Raw genomic sequence first — 20,792 nt, 5'->3', positions numbered from 1 at the left:
TCCACGCTCCCATCGTGCTGTCGCTGGTGGGGGTCAGTGTAGCTGGTGGGGGTCAGGTCTTGAGTTTTGCGAAAAATGCAAAACTCAAGACCTGACCCCCACCCCCTATACGTGGATCCCCTCGATCAGATACCGCGCCGACAACCCTCCTACTTCAGGATCCGGAACAGGTTGTGGTGCGAGTCCGTGAACGTCGGCAGCTCCTTGCGGTCCGCGATCTGCTCGGCGTCCTTCAGCCGCGCATGGGCCAGCAGTGCCTTGTTCTTCGTGACGATCACCTGGTCGGTCGAGGAATTCCAGTAGCTGGCGCCGCCGGAGTTGGACGGGCTGTCGGACACAAGCACCGCCTCCATGCCGAACTCGGTGGCCAGGCGCTTGATGACCGGCATCAGGTCGATGTACCGGTTGGTCGCCTGGAACATGATCACGCCGTCCGGATCCAGGTGCTTGACGTACAGCGCCATCGCCTCGCGGGTGATCAGGTGCATCGGGATCGAATCACCCGAGAAGGCGTCGATGCCCAGCACATGGTAGCGGCGCGGTGTCTCGCGCTCGAGCGACAGGCGTCCGTCGCCGATGATCACCGAGGTCTTCGCCGGCGTGTCCCTCAGGAAGCTGAACTCGCGCTTCTCGATCTCGATCACCTTCGGGCTGATCTCGTAGAAGACGATGTCGTCGCCCTGGCGGCCGTACGCGGCCACCACGCCGGCGCCCAGGCCGATCACCCCGATGCGCCGGGGGCCGGGCGCGATCTCGTTCATCGCCGCGAACATCCGGCCGTAACCGGAGGTAGCGCTGAAGTAGTCGCTCGGCACGCCCTTGAACTTCTCGCCCAGCAGTTGCCCGCCATGGATGATGCTGCCGTGGAGCATCGCCCGGTAGGTGGTGCCGTCGTACTCGCGGTCGCGGATGCGCACCACGCCGTAGAAGTCGCGCTCCATCACGCGCATGTCGTCGGCGTACTCCTGTGCGCCCTTGGTTGCATACCAGGACGTGGCGAACACCACTGCGATGCCGATCAGCAGCTGCTTGCCCTCGAGCTGCAGCATCAGCAGCAGCGCCAGCGCGACCAGCGAGATGTTCAGCTCGAAATAGCCGTTCAGCGTGAGCGGGGCGACGATCGCGATCAGCACCGCGCCGAGCGCGCCGCCCACCGACATCATCAGGTAGAACCGGGTCAGGTGGCGCGGGTCGGGCTTGTGGCGGGCGAGCTCACCGTGGCAGAACATGCAGGCGACGAACAGGCCCGCAAGGTACAGGGGTGCTGCGACCGACAGCGACAGCGACGGGATCTTCCAGGCCATCAGCGGCAGACCCGGGATCAGCAGGCCGATGTAGAGCCAGCGCACATACCAGCGCGGATGGTCGAAGCACAGGATGAAGGTGATCAGGTACAGCGACAGCGGCACCACCCACATGAACGGCACGCTGGCTATGTTCTGGGTGATGTGATTGCTGATCGCCAGCAGCATCACCGACCCCATCGCCGACAGCGACAGCCACTGCACCTGTGCGCCGATGGAGGGCTTGCTCGCCGCAGCGTCGGAGGCTTCGGCAGCGGTCTGCGCCGGCATCGGGTTGTCGCGCGCGGCCTTGATCGAGATCCAGCCGGTGGTCGCGCAGACCACGACGAAGCCGGCGTAGATCACCGACCAGCCCCAGCCCAGCGCGTTCAGGTTGAGCCACGGTTCGAACAGCACCGGGAAGCCGAGCAGCGCCAGCAGCGAGGCGAAGTTCGACAGCGCGAACAGCCGGTACGGCACGCCGGTACGGAAGCGCTGCCAGTACCACGTCTGCAGCAGCGGCGTGGTGGTCGACAGCAGGAAGTACGGCAGGCCTATGGTCAGCGTGAGCAGTATCAGGATGCGCAGGATCGGCTCTTCGTCGCCGATCGGCTTCCAGGCCTCGGAAGCCAGGATCGGCAGCGTCACGATCGACAGCACCATCAGGCCGATGTGCAGCCAGGTCTGCCGCTTCTGGCCGAGGCGGGTGGTCAGGTCGGCATAGGCATAGCCGGCGAGCAGGGTGCTCTGGAAGAACACCAGGCAGGTGGTCCAGACCGCGGCCGAGCCGCCGAACCACGGCAGGATCTGCTTGGCGATGATCGGCTGCACCAGGAACAGCAGGAAAGCCGACAGGAAGATGGTGCCGGCGTAGGGGAGGATCGCGGACGTCGACAGCGTCGGCGCGGGCGTGACAGGCTGGGCGGGTGCGGACATCGGCGGCTCGGTTGTGGCGCGGCAACGCCGCAGGGGGCACGGCAAAGCCGCGGATTATCCGCGAAACGCGGGTGCCCGCATATCGTTGACCGGGAGAGGCCACCCCCGCGCCTCGAAAAGCAGCGCGCTGTGGTGGATGCGGAGGGGGGCGCGCCGGTACTCCGGTGCGGTCACTGGATCCGGTAGACCATCCCGCCTGGCCTGCCCGGCAACCGCATCTCGAACTCGCCGGATCCGATGTCCCACACCTCGAAGCATTCGTTCATCGATACTGAGCGTTGGCTAGGCCACCAGAACGTTTTCAGGGCGAAGCATACGACGTCGCGTGCAGGGTCGATCCGCACCGTGCCACTCGTCGAGCTGAAGCTGTTCTCCAAAGAGGTCAGGTTGACGCCGCGCAGGACGAACGAGTGTATCCGGTTGCTGCCGCGGACATAGACGTAGGTACGCTGCGACGCGGTGAAGTGCTGCGCTAGGGTATCCCCGACAAGCCGCTGGCCTTTGCCGGTCGCCTCCGATTCCTTCAGCTTTGCGGCGGCTTCGGCGCGCCTTGTCGCATCCGCGGCGAGGGCAAGCCGACCGCGCTCGGGTACTTCGCGGACCTGCTCGGCGGGGACGGCGAAGTTGAGGTTGCCCACCACGACGCCGCCCCGGCCGATGCCGAAGGTGGTGATCCCGATCAGGCGGGCCTGCTCGTCGAACAGTCCACCGCCGCTGGAGCCGCCCGCGATCGGGGCGGAGGTCTGGATCCAGGGTTCGACGCGGTCCTTGGTGACGAGCGTGCGCAACGAGGAAATCAGCCCGTCGCTCAGGGTGAGTTCCAGGCCCCGCGGCGCGCCGATCGCATAGACCCGCTGGCCGATCCGCAGCTCGGCGCTCGAACCCAGCACGACCGCTGGCGCCGTCAGCCCGGGCACCCGCATCTGGCACAGATCGCGCTCGACGTCGGGGAACTCGAGAGTGGCCTGCAGCACGACCGGGCCGTTGACCACCTCGACGCGCTGGCTCTTGCGCAGCACGTGGCAGTTGGTGATGACGGTTTCAGGCCCGATCACGACTGCGCTGCCTGTCGCGAGCGGCTGGGCCTTGGACTCGGTGCTCGCATAGGTGATCACCATGAACACGCTGGGCGACAGCTTCTCGAATAGGGCGGTCGGCGCAAGCGCCTGGGCGTGGACCAGGGCGGGCAGCAATGCCGCGAGGGTCATCGCGGCGGCGAGGGCCAGGCCTCGGTGCGGCCGGAAGCGGCGGGTCATACCGCCTGCCGCTTCAACGGGGTGCAAGCAGCCCACTCAGGTCCTCCAGGGTCAGCGGGCGTGCGGGTGCTGCGCCCTGTCCATCTCGCGCAAGCCGCATCTCGAGGCCCTCCTGCGCATGCTTCGCCGTGAAACGATCCGACCGCAGGTAGGCCCGCAGGAGGTCGCCCGCGCGCACGAACACCACGCTGCCAGACTCGCCGACGAACGCGCCCACAGACCCGTCGAACAGGCCGCCGGTGCGCCCCACCTCCGAGGCCGGCACGCTCCGGCCTGGCGGCGCTGGGGCCTTCGGGTCCAGCAGGTCGAGCATCACCATCCGCGCCAGGCTCGCGGCGCCCATCGCGACCGCGCCGCGGAAAAGCGCCGCGCCGTCTGCCGACCAGGCGTCCATCGAGGCCCGGATGTTCGCGGTGCCCAGCGGCGGCGATTCGAAGATGAAGCCGCGGGCATAGGCGTCCGCGCTGCCGCCCGGGCGGGCCATGCGGGCGACGCTCTGTATGGTGAACACGTCCACCGTTTCCGAGAATGCTATCGTCGATTCGATCACGAGTGTCGCCTGTCCGGCCGGCGCCTTCGCGGCACCGGTCGGCGCAGGGTCCCCGGCCGCCTTGCCCTGCACGTGCTCGAACCCGCCCACAGGGAAGCGGGTCTGGCCGGCGAAGGCAGCCTCCAGTTCATCGCTCAGTGCGGCGTTCGGATCGAAGGTACCCAGGGCGTCGAGCAGCCGGGGAAGCTCCAGGGCGAATTCCTCCATGGTGCGGGCGAACTTGGCGCGCAGGATCGCCTCGCCGATCGCCGCGCCGATGACCACGCCGAGCAGGCCGGCCGCGCCGGCGCCCGGTGGGATGTAGGTTCCGCTCAGTGCCCGGTTGACGTTGGCACGCGTATTGTCGAGCAGGCTCAGGTTCGGCACCGCGCTGACCACGCGCACGGAGCGGATCGCCGCCGCGTCCTCGGGCGCGAGGGCGCGCGTCGGCACCGGCTGCGCCCAGGCGGTGGCGGATACCGGCGAAACGGCGATGGCTATCGCCAGCGCCAGCGCAAACGGCCATGTCAGCGGTGCGCAGCGGCCGGGCGTCCTCATTTCCCGATCAGCCCTTTCAGTTCGTCGAGGGTCGTCTCGCGTCGGCTGGACCCGCCATCTGACGCCTGCGTGAAAGCCAGCAGCGCGACGCGAGCGCGATCGGCGAGCGCCGCACCCTGCGCTTTGCGCATGATAGCAATATCCCGGCCGCGCTCGTCGACCACGTCGATGCGTGCCACGACGCGTCGGGCAGGTCCCGTGGCGGAAAGCGTGGCCTGGAGGCTGCCGAGGTAGAGCACCTCGCCTGGCTCGGTCCGGAACACCGCATCGCCCAGCGGCAAACCGAACCAGCCCACCCCGCCCTGCGTGCCGACCGCCCGGCGCAGCACATGCGTCCCGGCCGGCAACTCGACTACGGCGAGGCGACCGCTGAACGTGGCGCCGTCCTTACCGGCGCCGGACCAGTCGAGTGCGATCCCGGCACCGGTCACGGGAACAGACACAGCCGGCCGGTCGCGCCCGGTCGCGCTCTCGATCTGGTACCAGAACGCGCTCACGAAGCCGTCGGTGACCGTGCCGGAGAACACCACCACGGAGGAGCCCGCCCGCGCGGGGTCGAATCCGCGTTCGACGTTGGCGGTGCCCGGGCTGGTGCAGCCCGCGCTGGCGGCGAGCGATGACAGCAGGCAGCCGAGGGCGCGCCGGCGCTTCAATGCTGCAGGATCTTCGCCAGGAAATGCTGCGCCCGCTCCGAGCGCGGGCTGCCGAAGAAGGCCTCCTTCGTCGCGTCCTCGACGATCTCGCCGCGGTCCATGAAGATCACCCGGTCGGCGACCTTGCGCGCGAAGCCCATTTCGTGGGTTACGACCATCATCGTCATGCCTTCGTGCGCCAGCTCGACCATCACGTCCAGCACCTCGTTGACCATCTCCGGGTCGAGGGCCGAGGTGGGCTCGTCGAACAGCATCGCGATCGGGTCCATCGACAGCGCACGCGCGATGGCTACCCGCTGCTGCTGCCCGCCGGACAACTGGCCGGGGAACTTGTCCTTCTGTTCGATCAGGCCGACCCGGTCGAGCAGCTTCAGGCCGCGCGCCTTCGCCTCGTCGGCCGGGCGACCGAGCACCTTCACCTGGCCCAGGGTCAGGTTCTCGGTGATCGACAGGTGCGGGAACAACTCGAAGTTCTGGAACACCATGCCGACGCGGGCGCGCAGCTTCGGCAGGTCGGTCTTCGGGTCGGCGCAGGAGATGCCGTCGACGATCACGTCGCCCTTCTGGAAGGGCTCGAGCGCGTTCACGCACTTGATCAGGGTCGACTTGCCGGAACCGGACGGGCCGCAGACCACGACAACCTCGCCTTTCTCGACGCTGGTCGTGCAGTCGGTCAGCACCTGGAAGCTGCCATACCACTTCGAGATGCCCTGGATGTCGATCATCGGCATGCTGTGGTTCTCCGTGGGCCGTACGCGCGGTGCATCAGCGGATGACGGCGATCTTGCGCTGCAGTTGCCGGACAGCCAGCGACAGCGTGAAGCAGATGATGAAATAGACGACCGCGACGAACAGGTACATCTCGATCAGCCGGCCGTCGCGCTGCGCGATCTTGGCTGCCGCGCCGACGAAGTCGGTGGCCGAGATCACATAGACCAGCGAGGTGTCCTGGAACAGGATGATGGTCTGGGTGAGCAGCACCGGGATCATGTTGCGGAAGGCCTGCGGCAGCACCACCAGTCGCATCGTCTGGTTGTAGTTGAGGCCGAGCGCCTGTGCGGCATAGATCTGCCCGCGCGGGATCGACTGAATGCCTGCGCGCATGATTTCGCAGAAATACGCCGCCTCGAACATGATGAAGGTGATGATTGCGGTGCGTTCCGCGCCCACCTGCGGCGGCCGCTCATAGCCCATCGCCACCTGCAGGATCACCGGTACCAGGAAGAAGAACCAGAAGATCACCAGCACCAGCGGGATTGAACGCATCAGGTTCACGTAGCCGGCGGCGAACATCGACAGCGGCTTGATCGGCGACAGCCGCGCCAGCGCCAGCAGGGTGCCGAAGAACAGCCCGCCGAGTGCCGCGATCGCGGTGAGATGCAGCGTGTACTGCATGCCCTTCCACAGGTAGGGCAGGGAGCCGCCGATCACCGACCAGTCGAAATCCATCGTCGCTCCCTACTTCCCGCCGGCGATATAGCCGGGAACGGCGGTGCGCCGCTCGATCAGCGCCATCACCCGGTTGGCGGTCATCGCGATCGCGATGTAGACCAGCGTGGCGGCGGTGAATGCCTCGAAGAAGCGGAACGTGTATTCGCCCATCTCGCGCGTTCGGAACGTCAGCTCGGCAAGCCCGATGGTGAGCGCGATGGACGTGTTCTTGATCAGGTTCATCGTCTCGCTGGTGAGCGGCGGGATGATGATCCGGAAAGCCATCGGCAGAAGCACGAAGCGGTACATCTGGGTGGTGGTCAGGCCGATCGCCTGCGCCGCATGGCGCTGGCCGCGCGGCAGCGACTGGATGCCTGCGCGCACCTGCTCGGCGATGCGCGCGGAGGTGAACAGGCCGAGGCAGAGCGTGGCCGACAGGAACTGCGCATGCGAAGGCTCGGCGGCGACCACCCAGGCCTTCAGCGGCGGGACGAACTCGGGCACGACGAAGTACCACAGGAACATCTGCACCAGCAGCGGGATGTTCCGGAACAGTTCTACCCAGGCATTGCCGAGGAACACCAGCATGCGGCTGTCGCTGGTGCGCAGCGTGCCGATCACCGACCCGAACAGCATCGCGATGATCCAGGCGCAGGCGGCGACGCCGAGCGTCCACCAGAGCCCGGAAAGCAGCATCTCCCAGTAGAAGACGCCGCCTTCCGGCAGTTCCTGCAGGAATACCGACCAGTCGAGGCTGATTCCCATCGCGCGCGCTTGCGGGAGCCCTCGGCTGGCTGCTACTGCACGCCCTGGTCGTTAGGGTCCTTGAACGCCTCGCGCAGCGCCTGAGTGACCGGGAAGTTCAGGTTCACCTTGCGTGGCGGGATGGGGCTCAGGAACCACTTCGCGTACAGCTTCTCGATCTCGCCGGACTTCATGAGGCCGCCGATCGTGCGGTCGACCAGTGCCTTGAAGGGCGCGTCATCGCGGCGCAGCATCACGCTGTAGGGCTCGGTGCGAAGCGACTCCGGGATGATCCGGAACTCGGCCGGGTTGCGGGCATTGGCGATCTGTCCGGCAAGCAGCACGTCGTCCATCACGAATGCGGAGACCCGGTCGTCGACCAGCAGCAGGAACGACTCGGAGTGATCCTTGCCGTAGATCTCTTTCACGTCGATGCCGCTGGTGCGCTCGTACCGCTTCAGCAGCGGCACCGAGGTGGTGCCCGCGGTGGTCGAGATCGTGCGCCCGTTCAGGTCGGCGAGCGTCTTGATCGGGGAGTTGGCCTTGACCGCCGCGGTAACGTGGATCACGAAGTAGGTCGGCCCGAATGCGACCTGCTTCTGGCGTTCGACCGAATTGGTGGTCGAGCCGCACTCGAGGTCGATCGATCCGTTCTGCAGCAGCGGGATGCGGTTGGCCGAGGTGACCGGCTGCAGCACGACCTTCAGGTTGGGCAGCTTGAGTTCAGCCTTGATCGCATCGACCACCCGCGCGCAGATGTCCATCGCATAGCCGACGGCCTGCTGCTTGTCGTCGAGATACGAGAACGGGACGGAGGCTTCGCGGTGGCCGATGGTGATCGTGCCGGTGTCGCGGATCTTGGCGAGGGTGCCGGTCAGGTTCTGGGCAGTGGCGGATGCCGACACAAGGGCAATCGCAGCGGCGATCGCAGTCGATGCAAGTCGCTTCAAGGGCGTCTCCGGTTGAACGGCGGGAAAGAAAGTCCTGTCTATTACAGTTACATGAAGCCACAGGCGGCGATTCTTGTCCACACCGCCCACCGATGCGCGCCCGGTCGGGTCATGCGAGTGACCCGACCGGGCGCTGCCGATGCCTTCGACGCGGAGTCGGAGTACGATTTGCACATAACCAGAACAGACTGGTCTGCGGGCCCTGCGGGGGACCGACAGCGCCAGTCGACGGATCCCTGGCGATCGCCGCACGGCGGCGGCGACCGGGGACCTTGCGCCGCGCGCCGCCTGCCGGCAGGAACGCGGGCCCGAAACGTTGGAGGAGAGACGATTGAAGTCGACGGATGTCCGTGATCCGGAGTATTTCCACAAGGTTGTCGATTGCCAGTACGCGTGCCCCGCGCACACGCCCGTACCCGAATACATCCGGCTGATTGCGGCCGGGCGCTACACCGAGGCCTACAAGGTCAACTGGGATTCCAACGTTTTCCCCGGCATCCTGGGGCGCACCTGCGATCGACCGTGCGAGCCGGCCTGCCGGCGTGGACGGGTGGAGGAAGCCAACCAGGACAAGCCCGAGCCGGTCGCGATCTGCAGGCTCAAGCGTGTCGCCGCCGACCACAAGGACGCTGCCGCGATCCGCGCGATGCTGCCGGCGCCGGCGGCGAAGAAGAACGGCCGCCGGATCGCCTGCGTCGGCGCGGGCCCGTCCTCGCTCACCGTCGCACGCGACCTCGCGCCGCTGGGGTACTCGGTCACGGTGTTCGACCGCGATCCCAAGGCCGGTGGCTTCATCCGCTCGCAGATCCCGCGCTTCCGGCTGCCGGAGTCGGTGATCGACGAAGAGGTCGGCTACGTGATCGACCTTGGCGTCGAGTTCCGTGGCGGCACCGAGATCCGCTCGATGCGCGACCTGCTCGCGCAGGACTTCGACGCGGTGTTCGTCGGCTCCGGCGCACCGCGCGGGCGCGACCTCGACCTGCCCGGCCGCCGGGAAGCGGCGGCGAACATCCACCTGGGCATCGACTGGCTGTCCTCGGTGTCTTTCGGCCACACCACGAAGATCGGCCGCCGTGTCATCGTGCTCGGTGGTGGCAATACCGCGATGGACTGCTGCCGCACCTCGCGCCGCCTGGGCGGCGAGGATGTGAAGGTCATCGTACGCTCCGGGTTCGACGAGATGAAGGCGAGCCCGTGGGAGAAGGAAGACGCCCAGCATGAAGGCATCCCGATCCTGAACTACCTGGTGCCGAAGTCCTTCGAGCACCGCGACGGTCGGCTGGTCGGCATGACCTTCGAGGCGGTGCGTGCCGAATACGATGCGCGCGGCCGCCGCCGGCTGGTGCCCACCGGGGAACCCGACCGGTTCGTCGAGTGCGACGACGTGCTGGTCGCGGTCGGCCAGGAGAACGCCTTTCCCTGGATCGAGCGCGACTGCGGCATCGACTTCGACGAGCACGGCATGCCGGTGGTCGATCCGGTCACCTTCCGCTCGACGCATCCGAAGGTGTTCTTCGGCGGCGACGCGGCGTTCGGGCCGAAGAACATCATCTGGGCGGTCGCGCACGGTCACGATGCAGCGGTGTCGATCGACCGCCTGCTGGAAGGCGAGGCGCTGGAAGACCGGCCGCCGCCGGGCGTGTCGATGATGTCGCAGAAGATGGGCATCCACGAGTGGAGCTACGACAATGCGGTGGCGCCGGAGGCCCGCTTCAAGGTGCCCTGGGCCGATGCACAGAAGGCGCTGGCCAGCATCCGCATCGAGGTGGAACTGGGCTTCGATGCGGCGACTGCCTTCAAGGAAGCACAGCGCTGCCTGAACTGCGACGTGCAGACCGTGTTCGCGCCCAAGGCCTGCATCGAATGCGATGCCTGCGTCGACATCTGCCCGATGGACTGCATCACCTTCACGCCCAACGGCGAGGAGGCCGACCTGCGCGGGCGGCTGACCGCGCCGGCGCTCAACCTCGCCCAGGCGCTGTACGTGCAGGAGGGCCTGAAGACCGGCCGGGCGATGGTGAAGGACGAGGACGTCTGCCTGCACTGCGGGTTGTGCGCCGAGCGTTGCCCGACCGGTGCGTGGGACATGCAGAAATTCCTCTATACGAAGACCCACGCAGGCCCCGCCTGCCGGGGGCGCGACGAAGCACAGCGGGATTCCGAGCGGAGGGCCGCCTGATGGATACGATCCTGCCGAACCTGCAGCAGGCGAAGCAGAAGCCGCGCATCGAGGCGGTCAACGACCTGGTGGTCAAGTTCGCCAACGTGAACGGCTCCGGGTCTGCCTCGGCCAACGAACTGTTCGCGCGCTCGATCCTGCGCATGGGCGTGCCAGTCTCGCCGCGCAACATCTTCCCGTCGAACATCCAGGGCCTGCCGACCTGGTACGAGGTGCGCGTGACCGAGGATGGCTGGCTGGGCCGGCGCGGCGGCGTCGACATGATGGTCGCGATGAACCCGCAGACCTGGGACCAGGACCTGAAGGAGATCGAGCCCGGCGGCTATCTGTTCTACGACTCGACCAAGCCGCTGCCGCCGGAGAAGTTCCGCGACGACGTGCACGTCATCGGCGTGCCGCTGACCGCGATGACCAATGCGCGCTGGAGCGTGCCGCGCGAGCGCCAGCTGCTGAAGAACATGGTCTGCCTGGGCGCGCTGGCCGCGCTGCTCGACATCGACCTGGCCGAATGCGAGAAACTGGTCGGCGAGCAGTACAAGGGCAAGGAGAAGCTGCTCGCGCCGAACATCGAGGCGCTGCGGCTGGGGCGCGATTGGGCGCGCGACAACCTGGCCTGCCCGCTGGGCATCCGGGTCGCACGGGCCGACAATGTCGGCGACCGCATCTTCATCGACGGCAACTCGGCTGCGGCACTGGGTGCCGTGTACGGCGGCGCATCGGTCTGCGCCTGGTATCCGATCACGCCGTCCTCGTCGCTGGCAGAGGCTTTCCTCGCTTACTGCGCAAAGTACCGGGTCGACCCGCAGACCGGCAGGCATCGCTATGCCGTGGTGCAGGCCGAGGACGAGCTGGCTTCGATCGGCATGGTGGTCGGCGCCGGTTGGAACGGCGCACGTGCATTCACCGCGACGTCGGGGCCGGGCATCTCGCTGATGACCGAGTTCATCGGCCTGGCCTACTTCGCCGAGATTCCGGCCACGATCGTCAACGTGCAGCGCGGTGGCCCGTCGACCGGCATGCCGACACGCACCCAGCAGGCCGACGTGCTCGCCTGTGCCTATGCCTCGCATGGCGACACCAAGCATCCGCTGTTGTTCCCGATGGACCCGAACGAGTGCTTCGAGATGACCGCGCAGGCGCTCGATCTCGCCGACCGGCTGCAGACGCCGGTGTTCGTGATGACCGACCTGGACATCGGGATGAACCAGCGGCTGACCGCGCCGTTCGCATGGGACGATTCGCGCGGCTACGACCGTGGCAAGGTGATGACGAACGAGATGCTGGAGGCCGGGCGCGATTTCGGCCGCTACCTGGACGTCGACGGCGACGGCATCCCGTTCCGCACCTATCCCGGTACCCACCCGACGAAAGGCGCGTTCTTCACCCGCGGCACCACACGCGATGCGTATGCACGCTACTCGGAAGCCGGGCACGACTATCTGTACAACGTGCAGCGGCTGCTGCGCAAGTTCGATTCGGCGCGCGCCATCGTGCCGGCGCCGGTCGAGCGAAAGGCGGCGAAGGAGACCCGGATCGGTGCGATCTACTACGGCTCCACGACGCCCGCGATGGACGAGGCGATCGTCGCACTGGAAGCGCAGGGACTGCAGGTCGACCTGCTGCGCATCCGGGCCTTCCCGTTCGCCGATGCGGTCGGCGCGTTCATCGCGTCGCACGACCTGGTGTTCGTGGTCGAGCAGAACCGGGATGCACAGCTGCGCACGCTGCTGGTGAACGAGCTCGACACCGACCCGGCGAAGCTGATGCGGGTGCTGCACTACGACGGCACGCCGATCACGGCGCGCTTCATCACCCGTGCGATCGGCGACCACCTGCGCGCGATCGGCGGCCGGCCGGCACCGGCAGCACCGTCCAGCCCGGCTGCGCGCGCCTGAGGAGAAGACCATGACCTATCTCGCGAAACCGAAGCTGCACCACCCCTCGCTCGAGCGCAACCGTGTCGGCTACCTGCGCCGCGACTACGAGGGCAAGATCTCGACGCTGTGTGCCGGCTGTGGCCACGACTCGATCTCGGCGGCGATCATCCAGGCCTGCTGGGAGCTGGACATCGAGCCGCACCGGGTCGCCAAGCTGTCCGGCATCGGCTGCTCGTCGAAGACGCCCGACTATTTCCTGGGCAATTCGCACGGCTTCAATACGGTGCACGGGCGCATGCCTTCGGTGCTGACCGGCGCCAACCTCGCCAACGGCGACCTGCTGTACCTGGGCGTCTCCGGCGATGGCGACTCGGCATCGATCGGCCTCGGCCAGTTCGCGCACGTGATGCGGCGCGGGGTCAACATGACCTACATCGTCGAGAACAACGGCGTGTACGGCCTGACCAAGGGGCAGTTCTCGGCGACCGCCGACCAGGGCTCGAAGTCCAAGCGCGGCGTGGCCAACACCGACTCGCCGATCGACATGGTGAGCCTCGCGCTCCAGCTGGGCGCTACCTTCGTCGCGCGCGGCTTCTCCGGCGACAAGCAGCAACTGGTGCCGCTGATCAAGGCGGCGATGGCGCACCCGGGGGCTGCGTTCATCGACGTCGTGAGCCCGTGCGTCGCGTTCAACAACCACGCGGGCAGCACGCGCAGCTACGACTTCGTGCGCGAGCACAACGAGGCAGTCAACCGGCTCGACTTCTGGCCCTCGCGCGAGGCGATCACCGCCGACTACCCGCCGGGCGAGGCGATCGACATCGCCCAGCATGACGGCTCGGTGATGCGGTTGCGCAAACTCGATGCCGCCTACGATCCGACCGACCGGGTGCAGGCGATGAACCTGATCCAGATGCGCTCGGCGCAGGGCGAGGTAGTCACCGGGCTGCTCTACGTCGACCCGGATCCGGAGGACCTGCACCAGCACCTGAACACGGTCGAGGCGCCCCTGTTCACGCTGGGCGCAGCGGAACTGTCGCCGGGGGCCGCGACGCTGGCGTCGATCAACGCCGCCCTGCGCTAGCGGCGGGCTTGGCGGTGCCGGGGCTACCGGCACCGCGGTCGCCTGACCGGCGGCAGCCCAGTGGGCCTGCGGGTCAGGCCGTCTTGCGCCGGTCGGCGAACACCTTTCGGAACTTGGCGACCTTGGGCGCCACCACGTACTGGCAGTAGGGTTCATGCCCGTGCTGCACGAAGTACTCCTGGTGGTAGTCCTCGGCGATCCAGAACCGTGCGGCCGGCGTGACCTCGGTGATGATCGGCGCCTGGAAGACCTGCTTTACCGTGAGTTCGGTGATGAAAGCCTCGGCTTCCCGCTGCTGGCCGTCGCCGTGGCAGAAGATCGCCGAGCGATATTGCGGGCCCACGTCATTGCCCTGTCGGTTCCTGGTCGTCGGGTCATGGATGGTGAAGAACACCGCGAGGATGTCGCGGAAGGTCACCCTGGCCGGATCGAAGGTGATCCGGACGACCTCGGCATGCCCGGTCTTCGCGCCGCAGACCTGGGCGTAGGTGGGCTGATCGACATGGCCACCCATGTAGCCGGACTCGACCGACTCGACGCCCGCGAGATCGTCGAAGACGGCCTCCAGGCACCAGAAGCAGCCGCCTCCCAGGGTTGTCACCTGCAGTTCGGACGTGGTCATGGGTGTCTCGTTCTATCGGAAAGAAGCATTGGAACGGTCAGCCTGCTGCGGCCGGGGTTGCGCTCGTGCCGAACCAGGAGCGTACGCACGCCTGCGCCAGGGCCTGCGTTGCATCGACCACCGGCAGCGTTCCGGGGCGCGACATCGCGGCATGGGCGAGCGGCAGCTCGGTACAGCCCAGCAGCACCGCGTCGATGATCTCATCATCGCGTCCTTCCCGGGCCGCGCGTGCAGACGACGAAGCGAGCGTGTCGAGCGCGCCGGCGAGCAGCGCCCCGGCGGCATCGAGATGGCATGCCTTCACCGCTTCGATCGAGGGATCCACGTAGTGCCGCTGGAGGGCCTCGTCGTGCGGCAGCACGCGATGGCCGAACATGGCCAGCCTGTGCGGATAGAAGCCGGCTGCGTGGGTGCCGCGGGTTGCGAGAAGCGCGATTCGCCGGTAGCCGCCGCCGGTGATCGACGCCGACGCGCCCGGCGGCAGCGAGAGCGCCTGCGCCGCGGCGTCTGCGATGTGCAGGATCGGAAGGCCGCCGCCGGCGACCAGTTCGTCGTACCAGAAGTGCGCCGTGTTGCAGGCGATGGCGACCCGATCAACGCCGCAGCCGGCAAGGCTGCGCAGTGCCTCGACCAGCATCGGCACCGGAGACGGTCCGCGTCCTTCGATCGCCGCGAGGCGGTCGGGTACCTGCGGCACCGACCACAGGAGCACGGGGATATGGTCGACATCGCTGGCCGCTGGCGTCGCGCGGATCAGTTTGGCGACGAAGTCGGCACCGGCGAGCGGGCCCATGCCCCCGAGCACGCCGAGCATGCGCTGCGCGGGCCGGCGCGGATCGCGACCGATCGAGCCTCGGGAAGTCTCCATATGCCGCAGGATACCGAATCGGTCGCCTCGGGGCGCGCGCCGGACGCCACGTCGGCGCCTGTCGTGCTCGGTTATCATCGGCGCCTCCCGAATCCACTGCATTGCGACCGCCACGATGTCTTCGAAACCGACCGCCAGCGAGCATCTTGTCCAGAACTGGGTCGTGTCGAAACCGCTGGCGCGCTCCCGCAGCGGGATCGTCGCATCGCAGAACCGGATCGCCGCCCAGGTCGGTGCGCGGGTACTGGCCGACGGCGGCAATGCCGTCGATGCCGCTGTGGCGACCGGCTTCTCGCTGGCCGCCTGCGAGCCCTGGAACAGCGGGCTGGGCGGCATCGGCTTCATGATGGTCTACATCGCCGCCGAAGACCGCGTGTACGTGGTCGACTTCGGGCCGAAGTCGCCCGGGCGCGTCGATCTTGCTGACTATCCGCTGACCGGAGGTACCACCACCGACCTGTTCACCTGGCCGGCGGTGAAGGACGATCGCAATGTGCACGGTCCCTGGTCGTTCGCAGTGCCCGGCCATGTCGACGGCCTCGGCCTCGCGCTCGAGAAGTTCGGCACGCGCAGTTTCGGCGCGATGATGGCGCCGGCGATCGAACTCGCCGAGCAGGGCATCGCCGTCGACTGGTATCTCACGCTGAAGATCGCCACGGCGGCGCGCGACCTTCAGCGTTACGCGTCGACGAAGGCGATCTGGATGCCCGACGGGCTGCCTCCGGTCACGGCGCCGGGCGCCGAACTCGCGCGCCTGAAGCTCACTGGCCTGGCCGACACCATGCGCACGCTGGCGAAGAACGGCCGGCGCGACTTCTACGAAGGCGAGGTGGCCCGTTCGATCGCCGAAGACACGCGCAGGCTCGGCGGCATCCTCGATGCCGACGACCTTGCCGGCTTCCGTGCCCGGTTCCTCGAGCCGCTCGAGATCGATTACCGTGGTGCGCGTCTGGCGCTTGCCCCCGGGCTCACCGCCGGTCCGTCGATGGCGCGCGCGCTGCAGCAGCTGGTCGACCAGAAGTTCGTCAAGGGTCCGCCGACGGCCGACAGCTTCGTTGCCTATGCGCAGGCGCTGCGCGAGGCCTACAGCGATCGCCTCGCGACGATGGGCGAGGCGACGGTGGATATCGTCGAACAGGCCGACATCCGGTCGCCATCCTGCACGACCCACCTGAACGTGATCGACCGCGATGGCAACATGGTCGCGCTGACGCAGACCCTGCTGTCGGTGTTCGGCAGCCGCGTGGTGCTGCCCGGTACCGGCATTCTGATGAACAACGGCATCAACTGGTTCGACCCGCGACCGGGCCTGCCGAATTCCCTTGCGCCGAACAAGCGCGCGCTGACCAACATGTGCCCGGTGATCGCCCGCAAGAACGGCAAGCCGTGGTTCGCCGTCGGGGCCTCCGGCGGGCGCAAGATCATGCCGGCGGTGATGCAGCTCACCTCGCTGATGATCGACCATGGGCTCGACCTCGAGAAGGCGTTCCACCAGCCGCGCATCGACGCCAGCGGCAGCGACCATGTCGGGGTCGATCCGCGGCTGCCGGCCGGCGTTCGCAAGGCGCTGGAGGCGAAGTTCCCGGTGAAGGCGACCGAACTGGTGGTCTATCCTACCAACTTCGCCTGCCCGAGCGCGGTGCTGAAAGATCCGGTCACCGGCAACTGTTTCGGCGCGACCGACGTGCTGTCGCCATGGTCGGGTGCGGTGAGCGAAGAGGAAGCCTAGGCCTTCGGGAGACTGGCGCGACCGGCGGTACGCTCCGGCGCTGCCTCCAGCAGCGCAGCTCGCAGCGCGGCCAGCGCGGCCAGCGGTCGGCTGCGCGCCCGGTAGATCAGGAACACCGGGCTTGCCGGCAGCGGTGGTTTGACTTCGACGATGCGGATGCGGCCGGCGCGGCGCATCGCCTCGGCCGCGGTCGCCGGCGCGAGCGTCAGCAGCGAACCTTCGGCGGCAAGTTCGATGTTCGAGGCATAGACCGCAGACTCGACCCTGGGCAGCGGCGGCAGCAATCCGGCCGTGGTGAACGCGCTGTCGATCAGTTCGCGCGCGAAGCTGCCGCGTGCCGGCAGCGCCCAGTCGCGTGCCTGCAGGCTGGCCAGTGCGACCGGCGGGCGCGTACCGCCCGCGCCGGCACGGCGCCGGCCGCTGGCAGCCGCCCGTTCGACGATCACCGTACGTTCATCGAACAGGCGCTCGAACACCAGGTCGTCGATGCGCGAAGCCTCGGGGCCGCCAGACTGTTGAACTTCGCGCCCGATCGCCGCGTCGAGCAGGCCGCCGGCGACCGATGCGAGCAGTTGCGCGGCCGGGGCCTCCTGCACGCTGATTCGCAGGGCCGGATCATCGGCGAGCACCCGCGCCAGCACCCTGGGCAGCAGGGCCTGCATCGCCCGCGGGATGGTGCCCAGGCGCAGCAGTGGCTGTCCGCCCTCGCGGGCGCTGCCGTCGATGGCATCGATCTCGGCCAGCGCGATCGAAAGCCGCTCGATGAACATCCGGCCGAATACGGTCGGCACTGCGCCACGCCGGTCGCGCGAGAACAGCGGATGGCCGATCGCGGTTTCGGCCGCGCGCAGCAGCATCGACGCTGCGGGCTGGCTGATGCCGAGCGCGCGGGCCGCGCGATGCACCGAGCCCAGCCGCGCGATCGCCTCGACCAGCCGGAGTTGCCGGAGGGAGAGCTGGCTGGTGGCTGCGGAGGGCGGATACGCAGCAGGCATGGCAGGCGGGACGAGACCGGGGACCGGGACGGGAGGGCGGGGAGGCATGCTGGACCGGAAAATGTGGACTGAAAAACAAGGACCGAAAAAAGGATAAGACAAACGGATAAAAAGATCGGAAAAAGTGATTGTTTACCTTATCTATCGCTTCAGCTAGCCTCGTGCCTCCCAGACTCATGGCGGAAGAGCGTTCCATGAATGCCGCCCTGAGAGCGGCGGCCTGAGTCGCCGCCAGCGCAGCAAGCGACGCGAGTCGGGCAACACGCAACACGCAGCAGCCACGAGCGCAGCGCACCGCATCACCGCAGGGCGAACCCGGCATCCGACCGCGGTGCCCCGGCTCGTGAACCAGGAGGACGATCCGATGGATACCGACGCTTCGAAGGCTGCCAGCGCCGCAGGTAACGTTCGCGATTTCCGTATCGAACGCATCGAGGCGTTCGGCGTCGCGGTACCGCTGGTGGGCGAGGGCTTCAAGAACGCCTACACCACGAAGAGGGTGCAGAAGAGCGTGATCGTCCGGATGACCTCGGCCGGCGGCGCGGTCGGCCTGGGCAACATCGATCCGTCGCCGGGCTACTCTGAAGAGACGGTCGAGGATTCGCTGGCGGTGATCCGCAACGTGCTGGTGCCGGCGGTGACCGGCATGGATGCGTCCAACGCGCATGTACTGCTCGACCGGATGGATGCCGTCCAGCCAGCCTTCCTCGATGCAAAGGCGGCGATCGAGATGGCCTGCACCGACCTGGTCGCGCGCGCCTGCGGGTTGCCGGTGCACACCTGGCTCGGCGGCGCGGTGCGCGACCGGGTGTCGTTCAATGCGTGGATCGGCATCCTGTCGCCGGACGAGGCGGCCACCGAGGCGAAGCGATGGTACGACCGCGGTTTCCGCTCGGCGAAGATCAAGGTCGGTGGTGGCATCGAAGCCGATCGCGACCGGGTGCTTGCGGTGCGCGCTGCCGTCGGCGATGGCATGCAACTGCGCATCGACGCCAATGCCGGTTATCCGGCCGATGAATCGATCCGCCTCGCGCACATGGTCGCCGGCGCCAACCTGCAACTGTTCGAGCAGCCGGCACCGGCCGACGACCTCGCCGGCATGGCCCGAGTGCGGCGCGAAGGCGGTGGCGTGCCAGTGATGGCCGACGAGTCGGTGCTCGACCATGCCAGCCTGCTGGCGATCATCCGTGCCGATGCCGCCGACCTGGTGAAGCTCAAGGTGATGAAGCAGGGCGGCTTCCTGCGCGCGCGCCGGATGCTCGAGACCGCGTCTGCGGCGGGCCTGCGCGTGGTGATCGGCCATGGCTTCGGCCTGGGCGTGAATACCGTCGCCGAAATCATGATGGCCGCGACCAGCGCCGCGGTGATCGACGGGCTGGAATGCGTCGGCCCGCTGAAGACCGCGGACGACATCGTCACCCGCAAGCTCGACCTGACCGGCGGGTCGATCCCGCTGCCCGGCGGACCCGGCCTCGGCGTCGAACTCGACGCCGACAAGCTGGCTGCCTACCGGTTCGATTGACCGCGTCGACCAGTGACTGACAGGACCCTGCAAACATGACCCTACCTTCCACCGCCCTCGAAGAACTCGAACACCGCCGCGAGAAGGCCCGCGCCATGGGCGGGCCCGCCAAGCTCGCAAAACGCAAGGCCGCCGGCCAGCTCAATGCGGAGGAGCGGCTCGCGCTGCTGGTCGACGCGGGGACCTTCCGCGAGTCTGGCCTGCTCGGCGAATCCGGCGTGTTCGAGTCCGACCGCGGCAAGACCCCGCGCGACGGCAAGATCGTCGGCTTCGGAAAGGTCGGCGGGCGCGACTGCGGCGTCGTGATCAACGACTTCACCGTCAAGGGATCGTCGACCTCGTCCACCAACTCGAAGAAGATGGGCCATGTACGGCGCACCGCCATCGAGTGCGGCATGCCGTTCATCCACATCGGCGAGTCGACCGGTGCACGCATGCCCGACACCATGGGCTCGAAGGGCATGGGCAACCTGCTCGGCAACGATCCGCACCAGTTCCGGCGCACCCGCGACAACCCGTGGGCGGCGGCGGCGCTCGACACCGCGTTCGGGTCCTCGGCCTGGATGTGCTGCTGCGCCGACTTCGCGGTGATGCGTAAGGGTTCGATCATGGCGGTGTCGAGCCCTAAGCTGGTGTCGATCGCCATCGGCGAGAAGGTCGACCTGGAGGCCCTCGGCGGCTGGCGGTTGCATGCCGAGACCACCGGGCTGATCGACCGCGTGGTCGATACCGATGCCGAGGCGATGGACGCGATCAAGCGCTTCCTGTCGTACATGCCCAGCCATAACGGCGAACTGCCCCCGGTGGCCGAGGTGACGCCGGGTTCGGGCGAGGGCCAGGACAGGATCCTCGGGCTGCTGCCGGAGAAGCGCACCCAGGTCTACGACATCCGCAAGATCCTCGAGGTGATCGCCGACCAGGGATCGATGTTCGAGCTCAAGCCGCGTTTCGGCAAGTCGGCGGTGGTCGCGCTGGCCCGCCTCGGCGGCAAGGTGGTCGGGCTGGTGGCGAACAATCCCGCAGCCTCGGGGGGCGCACTGACCGTGGATGCGATCCGCAAGATCCTCGACTTCACGGTGATGTGCGATTCGTTCAACATCCCGATGGTTCGCTTCATGGACACGCCCGGTTTCGTCGTCGGGCTCGAAGCCGAGCGCCGCGGCGCACCTGGTTTCATCATGAACTTCATGAACGCGACCTCTCTGGTGACCGTGCCGACGATCACCGTGCTGGTGCGCAAGGCCTACGGTCGTGCCTACGTGGCGATGGGCGGCGGGCGCAACAACGACGAACTGATCGCCTGGCCGACCGCCGAGATCAGTTTCATGGACCCGGCCGCGTCGACCCAGATCGTGCACGGCGTGTCGCCCGGGCAACCCGGCTGGGACGAGGCATTCGCCCACATCTCGCAGGACAGCGAGGTCTGGGACATGGCCTCGATGTACGCGGTGCAGAACGTGGTGCAGCCGCAGGAGACGCGCGACCACCTGATCGGCATGCTCGACGTCTACCGTCGGCGCCGCACCGGCGGCATCGGCCAGCACCTGATGCGCACCTGGCCGACGAGCTTCTGACG

General features: G+C 67.6%; 17 protein-coding genes. 6 read left to right on the top strand and 11 right to left on the bottom strand.

The window, feature by feature from the left end:
• Positions 1–149: 149 nt before the first annotated feature.
• The 8 genes from ING98_16745 to ING98_16710 form a co-directional block, all read right to left on the bottom strand.
• Positions 150–2,219 (bottom strand): fused MFS/spermidine synthase, encoded by a 2,070-nt coding sequence (locus ING98_16745; protein MCA3103517.1) that lies wholly within the window; start codon positions 2,217–2,219, stop codon positions 150–152.
• 170 nt (positions 2,220–2,389) lie between these two features.
• Positions 2,390–3,475: a trypsin-like peptidase domain-containing protein gene (locus ING98_16740; protein ID MCA3103516.1), complete on the bottom strand. Its 1,086-nt coding sequence runs from the start codon at positions 3,473–3,475 to the stop codon at positions 2,390–2,392.
• 13 nt (positions 3,476–3,488) lie between these two features.
• Positions 3,489–4,562, bottom strand: coding sequence for a hypothetical protein (locus ING98_16735; GenBank protein MCA3103515.1), 1,074 nt, complete (start codon positions 4,560–4,562; stop codon positions 3,489–3,491).
• Positions 4,559–5,215 (bottom strand): hypothetical protein, encoded by a 657-nt coding sequence (locus tag ING98_16730; GenBank protein ID MCA3103514.1) that lies wholly within the window; start codon positions 5,213–5,215, stop codon positions 4,559–4,561. Before ING98_16730 ends, ING98_16735 begins: the two co-directional genes overlap by 4 nt.
• Complete coding sequence (locus ING98_16725; protein MCA3103513.1) at positions 5,212–5,940, bottom strand: amino acid ABC transporter ATP-binding protein; 729 nt, start codon at positions 5,938–5,940, stop codon at positions 5,212–5,214. The genes ING98_16730 and ING98_16725 overlap by 4 nt, the downstream gene beginning before the upstream one ends.
• A gap of 40 nt (positions 5,941–5,980) precedes the next feature.
• On the bottom strand, positions 5,981–6,664 hold the full coding sequence (locus ING98_16720) for an ABC transporter permease subunit (protein ID MCA3103512.1): 684 nt from the start codon (positions 6,662–6,664) through the stop codon (positions 5,981–5,983).
• A 9-nt stretch (positions 6,665–6,673) separates the two neighbouring features.
• Positions 6,674–7,411, bottom strand: a complete 738-nt coding sequence (locus tag ING98_16715) for an amino acid ABC transporter permease (GenBank protein MCA3103511.1) — start codon at positions 7,409–7,411, stop codon at positions 6,674–6,676.
• A gap of 32 nt (positions 7,412–7,443) precedes the next feature.
• Positions 7,444–8,766 carry a transporter substrate-binding domain-containing protein gene (locus ING98_16710; protein MCA3103510.1) on the bottom strand — a complete coding sequence of 441 codons (1,323 nt, stop codon included), beginning with the start codon at positions 8,764–8,766 and terminating at the stop codon, positions 7,444–7,446.
• Here ING98_16710 and ING98_16705 point away from each other — a divergent pair.
• The 3 genes from ING98_16705 to ING98_16695 are packed head-to-tail and all read left to right on the top strand — an operon-like array spanning position 8,672 to position 13,480.
• Positions 8,672–10,519 carry an FAD-dependent oxidoreductase gene (locus ING98_16705; protein ID MCA3103509.1) on the top strand — a complete coding sequence of 616 codons (1,848 nt, stop codon included), beginning with the start codon at positions 8,672–8,674 and terminating at the stop codon, positions 10,517–10,519. The genes ING98_16710 and ING98_16705 overlap by 95 nt on opposite strands.
• On the top strand, positions 10,519–12,414 hold the full coding sequence (locus tag ING98_16700) for a 2-oxoacid:acceptor oxidoreductase subunit alpha (GenBank protein MCA3103508.1): 1,896 nt from the start codon (positions 10,519–10,521) through the stop codon (positions 12,412–12,414). The genes ING98_16705 and ING98_16700 overlap by 1 nt, the downstream gene beginning before the upstream one ends.
• Before the next feature lie 10 nt (positions 12,415–12,424).
• Positions 12,425–13,480, top strand: a complete 1,056-nt coding sequence (locus ING98_16695; protein ID MCA3103507.1) for a 2-oxoacid:ferredoxin oxidoreductase subunit beta — start codon at positions 12,425–12,427, stop codon at positions 13,478–13,480.
• A 73-nt stretch (positions 13,481–13,553) separates the two neighbouring features.
• Here ING98_16695 and msrA read toward each other — a convergent pair whose 3' ends face one another.
• Positions 13,554–14,102, bottom strand: coding sequence for a peptide-methionine (S)-S-oxide reductase MsrA (msrA, locus tag ING98_16690; protein ID MCA3103506.1), 549 nt, complete (start codon positions 14,100–14,102; stop codon positions 13,554–13,556).
• A gap of 37 nt (positions 14,103–14,139) precedes the next feature.
• The gene (locus ING98_16685) at positions 14,140–14,916 is read right to left on the bottom strand and encodes an aspartate/glutamate racemase family protein (protein ID MCA3103505.1); all 777 of its coding nucleotides are present in this window, start codon (positions 14,914–14,916) and stop codon (positions 14,140–14,142) included.
• Between the two features lie 169 nt (positions 14,917–15,085).
• Here ING98_16685 and ING98_16680 point away from each other — a divergent pair, with 169 nt between their 5' ends.
• Positions 15,086–16,699: a gamma-glutamyltransferase gene (locus tag ING98_16680; GenBank protein ID MCA3103504.1), complete on the top strand. Its 1,614-nt coding sequence runs from the start codon at positions 15,086–15,088 to the stop codon at positions 16,697–16,699.
• On the opposite strand, the gene ING98_16675 is transcribed toward ING98_16680, so the two are convergent.
• A complete protein-coding gene (locus tag ING98_16675) occupies positions 16,696–17,694 on the bottom strand; it encodes a LysR family transcriptional regulator (protein MCA3103503.1) in 999 nt (332 codons plus the stop codon). The two genes, ING98_16680 and ING98_16675, sit on opposite strands and share 4 nt — an antisense overlap.
• Positions 17,695–18,058: 364 nt before the next feature.
• Between ING98_16675 and ING98_16670 the strand changes: the two genes are divergently transcribed.
• Both ING98_16670 and ING98_16665 read left to right on the top strand, forming a co-directional pair.
• A complete protein-coding gene (locus ING98_16670; GenBank protein ID MCA3103502.1) occupies positions 18,059–19,216 on the top strand; it encodes a dipeptide epimerase in 1,158 nt (385 codons plus the stop codon).
• A 35-nt stretch (positions 19,217–19,251) separates the two neighbouring features.
• Positions 19,252–20,790: a methylmalonyl-CoA carboxyltransferase gene (locus ING98_16665; protein MCA3103501.1), complete on the top strand. Its 1,539-nt coding sequence runs from the start codon at positions 19,252–19,254 to the stop codon at positions 20,788–20,790.
• The last annotated feature ends 2 nt before the right edge of the window (positions 20,791–20,792 follow it).

It is taken from the genome of Rhodocyclaceae bacterium (genome assembly GCA_020248265.1).
Taxonomy (GTDB): domain Bacteria; phylum Pseudomonadota; class Gammaproteobacteria; order Burkholderiales; family CAIKXV01; genus CAIKXV01.
Note: the sequence above shows the minus strand (reverse complement) of the source record. Positions and strands in the feature narration are given on the sequence as shown.